This is a genomic window from Bacillus sp. 5w2 (assembly GCF_054353775.1).
The window spans coordinates 81,569-95,462 of sequence record NZ_JBTIWT010000007.1 but is presented as its reverse complement, the minus strand read 5'-3'; the positions used below and the strand labels follow the sequence as shown (position 1 = coordinate 95,462).

The following is a 13,894-nucleotide window of genomic DNA, read 5'->3' as shown; positions in this document are numbered from 1 at the left end:
TCCTTTTTTACGATAATATGTAATGGGTAAGGTGTATTCACCTTACCCATTTTTTATATATACAATTAAATAAGGCTTTATACTGTTGTTCTCTCTATTTAGCTTATGAAGAAGTATAAGTAGAGGAGAGAAAAAATGAGTATATTAACAGTAGAAAATGTAAGTCATTCGTATGGTGAGAAAACTATTTTATATAATGCGTGTTTTCAGCTATTAAAGGGCGAGCATGTTGGGTTAGTAGGTAAAAATGGAATTGGGAAATCAACATTGTTAAGGATTTTAACAGGAGAACTTATACATGACGATGGGAACATTGAATGGTTTCCACATGTGAAGGTAGGTTTTTTACAGCAGCATATGGATTTACAAGAAGGGATAACAATTGAAGGATATTTACAAAGTGCATTTTCTAATTTGTATGCGATTGAATGCGAAATGTTAAAAATTGCTGAAGAAATGAATGGAGCAGGAGAAATAGAAAAACTGTTAGTAAGGTATGGAGAATTACAAACTATATTGGAAAGCTCTAATTTCTATCAAATTCATACAGAAATTGAAGAAGTAGCAATCGGTTTAGGGTTATTTGAAATCGGGTTGAAAAAGGATGTTTCAAAGTTAAGTGGAGGACAGCGAACAAAGTTATTACTTGGGAAGCTCCTTTTAGAAAAAGCTGATGTTTTATTGTTAGATGAGCCAACAAACTATTTAGATACAGCTCATATAGAATGGTTGCAATCGTATTTGAGACTATATGAAAAAGCTTACATTATCATTTCGCATGATGAAGTATTTTTGAATAATATTACGAATGTTATTTATCATCTAGAAGAACGGAAGGTTAAGCGGTACGTAGGCGATTATGAACGTTTTTTGCAAAGTTATCAATTGCAAAGAAAACAATTACAATCTGCGTATGCGAAACAACAAAAAGAAATTGCCCAGTTAGAAACATTTATTCAAAAAAATAAAATTCGAAAAGCGAAACAGGCGAAAAGTCGGGAGAAAGTATTGGAGAAAATGCAAAGGGTTGAAAAGGTTAATCATGTACCTCGATCCCGTTTTGATTTCAATGTTTATGAGGAGCCAGTGAGTCGTATATTACAGGCTGAGAAACTGAGAATAGGCTATAGTGATTCGCTATTTCCAGAATTGAATTTACAAGTGAAAAAAGGAGAAAAGATAGCGATTGTTGGCCATAATGGTATTGGAAAAACGACAATATTAAAAACGTTATTAGGCCAAATAAAGCCGTTAAGCGGTTCAATTTCTGTTGGAGAACGAGTAAATCCTGCTTATTTTGCACAGGAAGAGTTTGCTTCAGAAACAACACCATTAGAGAAAGTTTGGGCAGAACGACCAGATATGACAAAGAAAGAAGTACGCCAAGCATTAGCAAAGTGTGGATTGAAAGAAGAACACGTATTAAAACCTATTCGTTTATTAAGCGGTGGAGAACAAACGAAAGTACGTTTATGTGAACTTATCGTAACGAAAAGTAACGTTTTAATTTTAGATGAACCAACTAATCATTTGGATATAGAAACAAAGAAATCTTTGCAGGAAGCGTTACAACAATATAAAGGAACAGTTTTACTTGTTTCACATGAGCCTTCTTTCTATGAAGCATGGATAACAAAAGTATGGAATATAGAAGATTGGAACGTTGAACAATATGAATAAAGAAAAGGCATTAGCTTATAAAAGCTAATGCCTTTTCTTTGTGATTAACATGATTTTCGAGAATTCTTACATGAGAATTGTATGAAGAAGCACTCTTATGGTGCGCTTATAAGCGTGCTTTTTCTTTTGTTATGTTTATATTTATAATAATACTAGATGCCTTTCCCTAATAGGCGACTATCTTTCTTTATATATATAGATAGTTTAAAGTGGAATTAAAATAATTCCTATATGTAAAGGATAATGTGATTAGTATGGGAAGACAATAGAAGTTAAAGGAAATTCATGTAAAATTCAGATGAACTTCACACGAACTTCATATTAGAAACTAAATATAATTATAATAGGTTATTATAATATCGATTTATGATTTTTTAAAAGTTAAAAGTTTGAATTTAGGACAGAGCACTTAAACCTAAATTCAAACTTTAGTGAAATAATTAATGGGGATTACGTTTAGTTTTCGCTAATGGATGCATTTACAAGTTCGGCGGGATTGCCTGTTCCTGCCCCTCCGATTATAACAGATCCACCAGGAGGAATTTCACCATTCCATCCTGCATTCGTAATTACGTAATGATTATTTACTTTACTACTAATTTTAGAATCCCAAACTTGTGTTAAATTGCCGTTATAATCAAATTCTAATTTCCAGTTTTTAATAGGGTTCGTTCCGCTATTTTTAATTACAATTGAGAAGTTGTAACCACTTCCCCAATTTGAAGTGATTGAAAAGGAAGCATTGCCATTTCCACCAGGAGGTGTTGTGTTAGTATCATCTGTTTTTACAATAATAGAAGTAGGCTGTGATTTATTCCCAGCAGCATCTTTTGCTACTATTGAAAATGTGTATTCTGTATTAGATTTTAAGTTTTTAATTGTAATGCTATTTGTTGTTGTACTCCATTTCTCTTCTCCAGCAGTAACTTCATATTCCGTAACTCCTACGTTATCAGTAGATGCAGTCCAGTTTAATTGAACTGAGTTTGAATTTTTATTTGTAACAGCAATATTTTTTACGTTTGTTGGTGATTCAGTATCTTTTTGAGTAATAGGTCCACCTAGTAATTCTTTTACTAACGTATCAAGTAATTTGGGCCCACTACAACTATATTTTGGACTTGTACGGCAATCCCCGCTAAGCTCCCAAAACATTGCGCCACTTAAACCTTTTGTCTTTATATAGTCTGTTTTATATTTCATAGATTCGTTGTCATCATAGCTAATAAACGTACCTGTAGTCGCATTATATAAATAAGGTACTTTCGCTACATCGTTCCATCCGCGAACAAAACCATTTTTATTAACATAATTAGCTGCTAAATCACCATAATCATACACACCTGTATCACCGGTAGAATAATCATCCCAAGTACCTTTAGAAGCGAGCTTTCCATCACTACCTGGTTTACAAGGTTGGTATTGTCCGTTATTTTCTTTTCCACAACTTTTCCATCCGCGTCCGTAAAATGGTACACCTAATACGAGTTTATCCGCTGGAACACCTTCATTTGTATAAATGTCTATCGCACCATCTACGTAAAATTTCGTATCCGCTGCTGGGTCACTTGGATCTTTGTATAGAGCTGCATTATGGTTAGAAGTAGCTTCCCATCCACCGTGGAAATCATATGTCATAATATTAATCCAATCCAGTATTTGAGAGATTTTCTTTAACTCTGTATGATCAGCATAACGTTGGCTTGCACCTGATGCGATTGTTAGTAAATATTGTTTACCATCTTCTGCACCAGCTTTAGTTAATGCATTTCGAACTTCTTGAAGGAGTAGGGTGAAGTTTTGCTTATCTTCAGGACGATAACTACCACCAGGAATCGTTTCTACGCCCGGATATTCCCAATCTAAATCAACGCCGTCAAATCCATATTCGCGAAGAAAAGCTACTGTAGATTCAGCGAATACTTTTCTTGTTTTTTCATCCGCGGCCATGTCAGAAAAGCGGTTAGACCAAGTCCAGCCACCAACGGAAATAATTGTTTTTAGGTGAGGATACTTAGCTTTTAATCGTTTCAGTTCGCCGAAATTTCCGCAGCGTGCGTATTTATCACAATCTTCCCAAGTTGTACCTGAGCCAGGATAAGATTTTGTGACATCAGCCCATGGTTCACCGAGTACGAGAGTGCCATTAGGGACCTCTTTATTTTGCAGTGGTACACCAGATTCTTTACAGTTCCACGTTTGTTTATTTGGATTATCGGGGTGAGTAGAAGGGTTTCCATGTTTTCCATTCCAGCAAATATCAGCGAAAGCATAGTTTAAATGGGTTAGCTTTGATGCATCAAGGTCTGCAACTTGATAATTACGTCCGTAAATACCCCATGAAGGAAAATACCCAACAATTTTTTGACCTTGCTTCGGTGAATCTGCTAATGCGACATTTGGAGTAATAAAGTTTGTGAGAAAAAGAGGCAAGAAGAGTAGTAGGGATAGTAATAGCAGTGTGAATTTTTTTGATCTCATAGTCATTTCTCCTTTCAAAGTAAAAGATATATTTAAAGGCATGCGCCAATAAATCAAAATGAATCTAGACGTATGAAACGTCTAGAAAAAAATGATCAGACATCACGAAGTCTATACAAGGGAGCTGGGGTGATTAAATCGTAGCAAATGTAAGATTTGGTGTAAACGCTTTATTTGATTCAAAAAGATTTTCTCAATATTAAATGGCTCTAATATAGACTACATATGAAAATAAAATATTGATTAGGGAAGAAAAGGCTCTTTGTAATTAAATTTGAGAAAAAATTGTATGAGGTCAACTTGTAATGGCATAGCAAGATGAGAAAATATCATGTAAAATAATAGTAAAAATATGTAAAGGAGGGAATGGTGTGGATGTGTTTTTGAACATTGCTGAAGAAAAAATTCGACAAGCAATACGGAATGGAGACCTTGATCATATTCCGGGAAAAGGAAAACCACTACAATTAGAAGACCTTTCAATGGTACCTCCAGAACTTAGAATGAGTTATAAAATATTAAAAAATGCAGGTATGATTCCACCAGAAATGGAACTACAAAAAGATATATTAAAAATAGAAGACTTAATTGCGTGCTGTTATGATGAAGTAGAGAGAAAAAAATTACAAGAAGAGTTAACAGCAAAAATGCTTCGTTTTCAGCAGATAATGGAAAAGAGAAAGATTAAAGAGAATTCGGCTTTTCGTATGTATCAAGATAAGGTATTTCGTAAATTACGCTAAGAGGGATAAGATGACTACATTTAAAACGATAGAAGAATTAGCGACATATATTGAAGAACAACAATTAGTACTTCTGTTTATTAAAACGGAAAATTGTGGTGTTTGTGATGTTATGCTAAGAAAAGTAAATTGCGTATTAGAGAATTATGATTACGTAGAGAAAGTAGAAATATTACTACAAGACATGCAAGAGATTGCGGGGCGATATGCAGTATTTACAGGACCAACAGTTTTATTATTTTATAATGGAAAAGAGATCCTTCGTGAATCGCGCTTCATTTCACTTGAAAATCTAGAGAGAACGATTCAATTATTCGAAGATTAAGGGAGGCTTTTATATGGAATTTATTATTGTCATACTATTATTTGTTGTAGTTGGAACGATCGTAACAGCAGTTCGATCAAACAAAAAGAAGGTAAATCTTACGAAACAAAATAACATTCATAATTCATCTAACAGTTCATCACCATTATTTTTCTTTGCTGGATCTGATAATGATAGCTCGCACGATGGAGGTTCACATGATTGTGGAGGATCTTTCGGTGGAGATAGCGGAGGCAGCTGCGATGGTGGTGGAGGTGGCGGTGATTGATGAGAATGCGCCCTATAGGGGGCGTATTTCTTTTTAAACAAACGTTTGATTAGTTGGCTTACCTATGCATAAAAACAATTAAACAAACGTTTGATTAAATATTTTTAACATACTAAGGGGAATGGAAATGAAAAGGGAGCCAAAAGTGAAAAATAAGGGGAAAGTAGTGTTATTTTTATTAGCTGCGGGAGGCGTATTTCTTGTCAAATTAGGATTTAAAATTGGAATAATACATACGATTCGAACGTGGTTTGAAAGTACGTTTTCTTAAATAAGGAATATAGCCTCTTGCGATAGAGGTTTTTTATTTGTTATTATTAGACTGAACGGTCGGTTTAAAGAGGTGTGAATATGAGAAGAAGCGCAGAAGAGATAAAGAAAGAAATTGCATATAAAGCGGAAAGTCTGTTTTCACAGAAGGGCTATGCAGCTACATCTATGGAAGAGATTTGTGAAATTACAGAGCGAAGTAAAGGGAGCATTTATTATCACTTTAAAAGTAAAGAAGAATTATTTTTATTTGTAGTAAAACAGCATACGTATGATTGGCTTGAAAAATGGAATGAAAAAGAGAAATTGTATAGTACCAGTACTGAAAAACTATATGGTCTCGCGGAATACTATGTAGAGGACATACAGCAACCCATTTCAAATGCAATAGAGGAATTCTCTATGAGCCAAGTTGTAAGTAAAGAGATTTTGGATGAACTGTTAGCTTTAACTAGAGAATCATATGTTATGTTTGAGCAATTAATTGAAGCGGGTATACAGTCTGGAGAGTTTCGTGGAGAGAATACGCGAGATCTTATGTATATTGTGAATGGATTATTATCAGGGCTTGGAGTACTTTACTACGAATTAGATCATAAAGAGCTGAAACGTATTTATAAAAAGGCAATAGATGTATTGTTAAAAGGGATGGCAGCTGAATAATAAGTCAGTTGCTTTTCTTACAAAACAAATTAGACCGAACGGTCGGTTTATGAAAGAGGAATGAAAATGAACGCTTTATTTAAAAACCGAGCATTTATGCTCGTTATGACATCTGATATTTTACAACAATTTGCAATTTGGATTAGAAATATGGCTCTTTTGTATTTCATAATGGAGCGAACGAATAATGATCCGGTTTCAGTTTCGTTGTTATCGGTTATGGAATATGCACCTATTTTTATTTTCTCGTTTATCGGTGGTGCGCTAGCTGATCGCTGGAATCCGAAAAGAACAATGGTTGCTGGGGATGTGTTAAGTGTACTGTCTATTATCGGAATTGTCTTGTTGTTAAAGCTGGATTATTGGCAGGCTATATTTTTTGCAACACTCATTTCTGCGATTGTAGGTCAGTTTTCTCAACCATCATCTTCGCGTATATTTAAGCGCTATGTAAAGGAAGAACAGGTGGCAAATGCGATTGCATTTAACCAAACATTACAGTCATTATTTATGATTTTTGGACCAGTGGTAGGCTCGCTTGTGTATACACAACTTGGCTTATTTACGTCACTATATAGCTTAATCATTTTATTTTTGTTATCTGCTATCGCTCTTTCATTTTTACCAAAATGGGTTGAACAAGAGCAAGTGGCGAGAGATTCATTAAAAAATGATATAAAAGAGGGGTGGAAATACGTTCTTCATACGAAAAATTTACGTATGATTACAATCACTTTCACCATTATTGGCTTAGCTGTTGGACTATCGAATCCATTAGAAGTATTTCTTGTAATAGAACGGCTTGGAATGGAAAAAGAAGCAGTTCAATATTTAGCCGCAGCTGATGGAATAGGTATGTTAATTGGTGGTATTGTTGCTGCAGTTTTCGCTTCAAAAGTGAATCCGAAAAAGATGTTTGTATTCGGTATGAGCATATTAGCAATATCATTTTTAGTAGAAGGGCTATCTACATCATTTTGGATTACTAGTTTCATGAGGTTTGGAACAGGTATTTGTTTAGCTTGTGTTAATATCGTTGTCGGTACGCTTATGATTCAACTTGTACCGGAAAATATGGTTGGAAGAGTAAATGGAACAATTTTACCACTGTTTATGGGCGCTATGCTAATTGGAACTTCACTAGCTGGAGGATTAAAGGAGATGACCTCACTAGTTACTGTGTTTTGTATAGCAATGGCACTTATTTTATTAGGGATAGGGCCAGTTCTACGCATGCAAATAAAGAAAGAAGATGTCGTTAATAAAGAGGAACTAACAAATTCATTAGCTTCGAAATAACTATTGTAAGGGAGCAAAATTGCTCCCTTTTTCTTTGAGGAACTTTTGACAACTATATGAGCCAATTATATACTGATGTTGTAAAAACGATTTTACAGGTTAGGAGCAATGGTGTGAAAAATCAAATCTATGAATTACGCACTGAAAATAATATTTCACAAGGCGCATTAGCTGATAAATGCAAGGTTTCTAGACAGACGATAAATGCAATTGAGAATAATAAATATGATCCAAGCTTAGCGTTAGCCTTTCGTTTAGCGGAAGTATTAGGAACAACTGTTGATAAATTATTTTTGTACAAGCAGTAGAGTCTCTCATTGTAAGGCGCACCGTTAAAAATAAAAAATATCCCCTTCTCATGTGAAGAGGATATTTTTCTTATAGCGTTTTCGTTTTTGGACTAGGTGGTGTAACGGATGTATCATTTTCGGGAACTCTAGTTAGTAAAAATCCACCAATAATAAACAGGACAATAATACTAAGGACACCAGCGTTTGTTTTTCCAGTTAATTGCGTTGTAACACCGACTAATACTGGACCCATAATTGCTGCGAACTTACCAAATATATTATAAAATCCGAAGAATTCATTAGCAGATTCTTTTGGTACTAGTTTTGCAAAATAGGAACGACTAAGTGCTTGAATACCACCTTGAGAAGTGGCAACTAACATTGCTAAAATCCAGAAATCAAGTGTCGTTTTTAAGAAATAAGCATATGTGCAGATAATGATATAAATAATAATACCGACATATAGCATCTTTTTACCTGTAAATGTTTCTGATAACTTTCCGTATAATAAAGCGAATGGACAAGCTACAATTTGTGTTACAAATAAGATGATTAATAGGTTCGTTGCACTAATACCGAGATCTGTTCCGTAAGCGGTAGACATAGTAATAATGGTATCGACCCCGTCAATGTAGAAAAAGTAAGCAATTAGGAACATAAATACAGTTTTATATTCTTTAATGTTTTTAAAAGTACTAGCAAGGCGTTTGAAGCTCATTGTAATTGGTCTTGGGTGACGTTCAATATAATGTGTTTGCTCTACATTTTTTAGCATTGGAATTGTAAATAACCCCCACCAAAGAGCTGTTATCGCGAATGAAATTTGACTAGCAATACCAACGGATAAAGGAATAGTTCCTTTTTGAGCAAGAATAATAAGAGCGATACAACCAATAAAAGGAATAGTACTCCCAATATAGCCTAAAGCGAAACCTCTCGTAGAAATTCGATCCATTCTATCTTCAGAAGTGACATCTACTAAAAATGCATCATAAAAAATGTTTGCTCCCGCAAAACCGACTAATGCGAGCATATAGCAGCCTAGTAATAAGTACCACTGAGATGTTGGGACGACTGCTAGCATACTTGTAAATACGATACCGAGTCCAGAGAAGAATGTGAAAAATCGTTTTTTAAATCCTTTATAATCAGCGACTGTGCCGAGAATAGGGGCAAGTATAGAAATTAAAAGTGTAGCGAACGAGTTTGTATATCCCCAATATGCTGTTGAAGTTGCACCAGATAGTCCAGCTTCTTTTGCAGCTGTTTTAAAGTAAATTGGGAATAATGCAGTTGTAATGACGAGCGAATATACCGAGTTCGCCCAATCGTATAATATCCAGCTTTTTTCTTGTCTGGACATTTTTTTCATATAGTGTTCCCCCTTAAATTTGTTCTACTAACAGTGTACAAAAATAAAAATTGTAAAAAGAGAAACAGTGATGATTTTTACATAACTTTTACATATATACACAGTTCTTTACAATTGAAGTAAATCCTCTACAATTGACCCGTCTGTTTCACCTAAGTGTAAACCGAGTAGTCTAGCGATAGTTGGACCTTCATCAATAAGTCTCATATACGGAATGGTAACGCCTTCTTTGATACCTTTCCCAGCAGCGATAAAAATTGTTTCATAGTTAGGTTTTGTTGGAGAGTATCCATGTGTACCAAATGTATATTTTTTACTAGGCGTAACATCTTTTTCGGTAATTTCCTTTATAAAATCTCCTGTATAGTTTTCAGTGAAATAATACCCTTCTCGCGCTTCTAACATAAATAAACAATTACCATCTGCACCGCAGTCTTTTGCAGCTTCATCATGAAGCATAAATTCAATTCCATTTTGTTTATTTTGAAGCAGGTCTTCAAGGAGTAGTTGTACTTCCCGAATTGTATCCGTATCGTTTTTGTCTTTCACATATACATAGGCAGAGCCGTCGCAACTTTGACAATAGACCTTCCAGTCTACTAATTTTCCTTTTGTATTTAGAGATATAAGCCCTTTTTGATGAAATAGTACATTTAATTGAATGGCTTTGTTTTCACTTAAAGCGCTATGGTCACCAAGAGCGATAATTGTACTCTCTTCATATAGATTACTGTCTTTTAAAGCTTGAATAATTTTACCTAGCCTTTCATCATGTCTATGAATTGCAGCTATTGTTTCTTTGGATTCAAAGCCGTGATAGTGTCGTTGGGTATCTAAATCGGTGAAATGTACAAACATGACATTAGGCTTTTTTGTCTGGATTGTATGCACGGTAGAAGCAAGTACGAAATCATCGAGTTCAGGTTGTGACAGTCCATTTCGTATATGGCCGAAGCGCCGATTCAAATCTAATTGGTATAGCGGGCTACCGCTAAATAATGAAACTAAAACTTGATTTTGCCACGGTCTATTTGGAAAGATTTCTGGTAAATTGTAATCAATATTTGCTCTGCCAGTCACAGGCCAAAGAAGGGCAGCTGTCGTTAAATTTGCTTTACGTGCTTCATCGTATAAAGTTGTTCCTTTAATGGATTTTCGGTACCAATGCCAATCTGGTGACTCGCATCCAGGTTGAAGTAATGTATTGCTAACAACACCGTGCTTGTTAGGGTAATTACCGGTTACGATTGTTGAGTGGCTTGGATATGTTACAGAAGGATAAATTGGTTCTACTTTTTCGACAACCGTGCCCTTTTTTATTAGAGATTGGAAATGAGGTAATTTTTGTAGTATAGGAAAATCTAAAGCTGATAAACAGTCGAATGATAAAATAATGACACGATTCGTTAATGCTGTACCCATAGAGTAATCCTCCTAATTATATAAAACCTATTATTATATATTACTATTAATACCTAGTAATAAAAATATATTTTTAGGTGAAAATTTATTATTTATTTTCAGAAAAATCAAATATATAATAAGTATAAGGGAATCTAGGGAAGGAGGGAATAGTATGGACTGGCTAGATGGGTTCGGTATCTTTTACATCATTGGCGTAATCACGATTATCCTTGTATTTGCTATTTCGTATTTACTAAAGAAACGGTTTCCAGATAAACAGTTTGATATTATATTTGCACTTAGTTTAATACTTCTTTGTTTAGTATCCTTTCCCGTTACAATGATGGTTATTGGTGGATGGGAAGGAATGGGATATGGATTTATTGGTTTCTTCGTTCTACTGGGTACACTTATCGGTATGATTGCACATCAACTTGTAAAAATCTCGCGAAAAAGCTACGTATAAAACTGCAAAAAATGAAAAGAATATATAAAAGTAAGAAAATTAGCTATTGTTTTAAAAAAGAATTTGTATTATGATAATCAACAAATTTATTTCGTTATAACGATGAAAAAGGACTAGTACATGTTTACCCTTTTTAGCAGAGAGAGAATCCGCTAGGCTGAAAGATTCTTAAAAAGGCGATATGGAACCTACCTTCGAGTTCTGCATATGCAGCGGGAATTTCCCGTTATCAAAAAGAGAGCATGCACAATTTTTGTGCATGAATCAGGGTGGTAACGCCGGCAAAGCTCGGTCCCTATTTAGGGACGCGGGCTTTTTTGTATTTTCTAAAAGGAGGAAGACTGACTATGGCAAAAGAACAAGTACAAGCGATTACGAAGATGGAAGAGGACTTTGCACAGTGGTACACAGATATTGTGAAAAAAGCAGAACTTGTTGATTATTCGAGTGTAAAAGGATGTATGATTCTACGTCCGTACGGTTATGCCTTATGGGAAAATATGCAGAAGGTTATGGATGAAAAGTTAAAAGCAACTGGTCATGAAAACGTGTATATGCCAATGTTTATCCCAGAGAGTTTATTACAAAAAGAGAAGGATCATGTAGAAGGATTTGCTCCTGAAGTAGCATGGGTGACACATGGCGGGGATGAAAAGTTAGCGGAGAGACTTTGTATACGCCCTACATCTGAAACTTTATTCTGTGAGCATTTTTCAAAAATTGTGCAATCCTATAATGATTTGCCAAAGCTGTATAATCAGTGGTGTTCAGTAGTTCGTTGGGAGAAAACGACGCGACCATTCCTTCGTACAACGGAATTCTTATGGCAAGAGGGTCATACAATTCATGAAACAGCAGAAGAATCTCAAGCTGAAACGTTAAATATTTTAAATCTATATGCTTCTTTCTGTGAAGACTACTTAGCGATACCAGTAATTAAAGGACAAAAAACAGAAAAAGAAAAATTTGCGGGCGCAAAGGCAACTTATACGATTGAAAGCTTAATGCATGATGGGAAAGCACTTCAAACAGGAACATCCCATAACTTTGGAACGAATTTCTCTGAAGCATTTGATATTAAATTTTTAGATCGTAACGGTAAGTGGCAATATGTACACCAAACATCTTGGGGTGTATCAACAAGAATGATAGGTGGACTTATTATGGTTCATAGTGATAATAATGGGCTTGTAATGCCTCCTAAAGTCGCACCAGTGCAAGTTGTTATTGTGCCGATTGCTCAGCATAAAGAAGGTGTTTTAGCGAAAGCAACAGAGTTACAAGGATATATTCAAAAGGTTGCACGAGTGAAAATAGATGCTAGTAATAAAACTCCAGGCTGGAAATTTAATGAGTATGAAATGAAGGGCATTCCAATTCGATTAGAAGTTGGTCCTAAAGATATTGAAAAGAATCAAGTCGTACTTGTAAGAAGAGATACGAAAGAAAAAGAATTTATCTCAATGGATCAATTAGAAAAACGCATTCCAGCACTACTTGAGGAAATTCATAGTTCTTTATTTAATAAGGCAAAAGTATTCCGCGATGAGCATACGTATAGTGTGACGAATTTCGAAGAGCTGAAAAAAGTAGCTGATGAAAAGCAAGGGTTTATTAAGGCAATGTGGTGCGGGGAATTAGCTTGTGAAGAGAGACTAAAAGAAGAAGTTGGAGTATCTTCACGCTGTATGCCTTTTGAGCAAGAGCATGTAGCTAATGAATGCATTTGTTGTGGTAAAGAAGCTCAGCAAATGGTGTATTGGGGAAAAGCGTATTAATGCTCTTTTTGATAGAGAATGAAAAGGACTTTGGGCTGCATAATAAACTGCAATCCAAAGTCCTTTTTAGTTCTGCAATTTGTTTCATGTATGTTTTAGATGGAAGGATGTGGTTTTATTTTGCATTTTTACGGCGAATAAATAGTAACATACCGATTAGGAATGTTGAAAGTCCCATTAAAATAGATGCAGGATAATGTGTTGCCGTATTAGGTAACTTATCGCCTTGTTCTTTCGCATTATCTTTTACATTGCCCCCCTGAGAACTGCCATCGCCTTTAACGCGGTTGCCACCTTGAGAACTGTTATCACCTTTAACACGGTTGCCGCCCTGAGAGCCATTACCACCTTGAGAACTGCTATCGCCTTTAACACGGTTGCCACCTTGAGAGCCACTGCCGCCAGAACCGTTGCCACTAGAGCCACTGCCACCAGAACCGTTGCCACCAGAACCGTTGCCACCAGAGCCGCTGCCACCAGAACCACTGCCGCCAGAACCGTTGCCACCAGAGCCACTGCCGCCAGAACCGTTGTCACCAGAGCCATTGCCACCAGAACCGTTGCCACCAGAGCCACTGCCGCCAGAGCCATTGCCACCAGAACCGTTGCCACCAGAGCCACTGCCGCCAGAACCACTGCCACCAGAAGAACCATTGCCACCAGAAGAACCATTGCCACCAGAACCGTTGTCACCAGAGCCATTGCCGCCAGAGCCATTGCCGCCAGAACCACTGCCGCCAGAACCGCTGCCGCCAGAACCATTGCCGCCAGAACCGTTACCGCCAGAACCATTGCCGCCAGAACCGTTGCCACCAGAACCACTGCCATCAGAACCGCTACCACCGGAACCACTGC

General features: G+C 36.1%; 14 protein-coding genes and 1 other annotated feature. Of the genes, 10 read left to right on the top strand and 4 right to left on the bottom strand.

What is annotated here, in order from left to right; genetic code table 11:
* Positions 1-135 precede the first annotated feature (135 nt).
* Entirely contained in the window at positions 136-1,680 is a 1,545-nt protein-coding gene (locus ACXY7N_RS14580) for an ABC-F family ATP-binding cassette domain-containing protein (protein ID WP_098986120.1), read from the top strand.
* Between the two features lie 456 nt (positions 1,681-2,136).
* Here the strand turns inward: ACXY7N_RS14580 and ACXY7N_RS14575 are convergent, their stop codons facing one another.
* Complete coding sequence (locus ACXY7N_RS14575) at positions 2,137-4,161, bottom strand: glycosyl hydrolase family 18 protein (protein ID WP_098986119.1); 2,025 nt, start codon at positions 4,159-4,161, stop codon at positions 2,137-2,139.
* 371 nt (positions 4,162-4,532) lie between these two features.
* Between ACXY7N_RS14575 and ACXY7N_RS14570 the strand changes: the two genes are divergently transcribed.
* The 7 genes from ACXY7N_RS14570 to ACXY7N_RS14540 all read left to right on the top strand — a co-directional run bounded on the left by ACXY7N_RS14570 (position 4,533) and on the right by ACXY7N_RS14540 (position 8,037).
* The gene (locus tag ACXY7N_RS14570; RefSeq protein ID WP_016089476.1) at positions 4,533-4,904 is read left to right on the top strand and encodes a DnaJ family domain-containing protein; all 372 of its coding nucleotides are present in this window, start codon (positions 4,533-4,535) and stop codon (positions 4,902-4,904) included.
* Between the two features lie 10 nt (positions 4,905-4,914).
* Positions 4,915-5,229 (top strand): thioredoxin family protein, encoded by a 315-nt coding sequence (locus ACXY7N_RS14565; RefSeq protein ID WP_016089475.1) that lies wholly within the window; start codon positions 4,915-4,917, stop codon positions 5,227-5,229.
* A gap of 13 nt (positions 5,230-5,242) precedes the next feature.
* On the top strand, positions 5,243-5,497 hold the full coding sequence (locus ACXY7N_RS14560) for a hypothetical protein (protein WP_016089474.1): 255 nt from the start codon (positions 5,243-5,245) through the stop codon (positions 5,495-5,497).
* 127 nt (positions 5,498-5,624) lie between these two features.
* Positions 5,625-5,768, top strand: coding sequence for a hypothetical protein (locus ACXY7N_RS14555; protein ID WP_016089473.1), 144 nt, complete (start codon positions 5,625-5,627; stop codon positions 5,766-5,768).
* 80 nt (positions 5,769-5,848) lie between these two features.
* A complete protein-coding gene (locus tag ACXY7N_RS14550; RefSeq protein ID WP_098986117.1) occupies positions 5,849-6,430 on the top strand; it encodes a TetR/AcrR family transcriptional regulator in 582 nt (193 codons plus the stop codon).
* A gap of 66 nt (positions 6,431-6,496) precedes the next feature.
* Positions 6,497-7,729, top strand: coding sequence for an MFS transporter (locus ACXY7N_RS14545; RefSeq protein WP_016136995.1), 1,233 nt, complete (start codon positions 6,497-6,499; stop codon positions 7,727-7,729).
* A 56-nt stretch (positions 7,730-7,785) separates the two neighbouring features.
* Complete coding sequence (locus tag ACXY7N_RS14540) at positions 7,786-8,037, top strand: helix-turn-helix transcriptional regulator (protein ID WP_002023181.1); 252 nt, start codon at positions 7,786-7,788, stop codon at positions 8,035-8,037.
* A gap of 70 nt (positions 8,038-8,107) precedes the next feature.
* On the opposite strand, the gene ACXY7N_RS14535 is transcribed toward ACXY7N_RS14540, so the two are convergent.
* Positions 8,108-9,391 carry an MFS transporter gene (locus ACXY7N_RS14535; protein ID WP_488592445.1) on the bottom strand — a complete coding sequence of 428 codons (1,284 nt, stop codon included), beginning with the start codon at positions 9,389-9,391 and terminating at the stop codon, positions 8,108-8,110.
* A 108-nt stretch (positions 9,392-9,499) separates the two neighbouring features.
* Entirely contained in the window at positions 9,500-10,813 is a 1,314-nt protein-coding gene (locus ACXY7N_RS14530; protein WP_016089469.1) for an alkaline phosphatase family protein, read from the bottom strand.
* Between the two features lie 154 nt (positions 10,814-10,967).
* On the opposite strand from ACXY7N_RS14530, the gene ACXY7N_RS14525 reads away from it, so the two are divergent.
* Positions 10,968-11,261 (top strand): YesK-like family protein, encoded by a 294-nt coding sequence (locus tag ACXY7N_RS14525; RefSeq protein WP_016089468.1) that lies wholly within the window; start codon positions 10,968-10,970, stop codon positions 11,259-11,261.
* Positions 11,262-11,354: 93 nt separating this feature from the next.
* Positions 11,355-11,561: a binding site (T-box leader), on the top strand.
* 47 nt (positions 11,562-11,608) lie between these two features.
* A complete protein-coding gene (gene proS / locus ACXY7N_RS14520; RefSeq protein WP_016136996.1) occupies positions 11,609-13,039 on the top strand; it encodes a proline--tRNA ligase in 1,431 nt (476 codons plus the stop codon).
* 115 nt (positions 13,040-13,154) lie between these two features.
* On the opposite strand, the gene ACXY7N_RS14515 is transcribed toward proS, so the two are convergent.
* On the bottom strand, positions 13,155-13,894 hold a 740-nt coding region (locus tag ACXY7N_RS14515; protein ID WP_488592444.1), incomplete at its 5' end, for an LPXTG cell wall anchor domain-containing protein.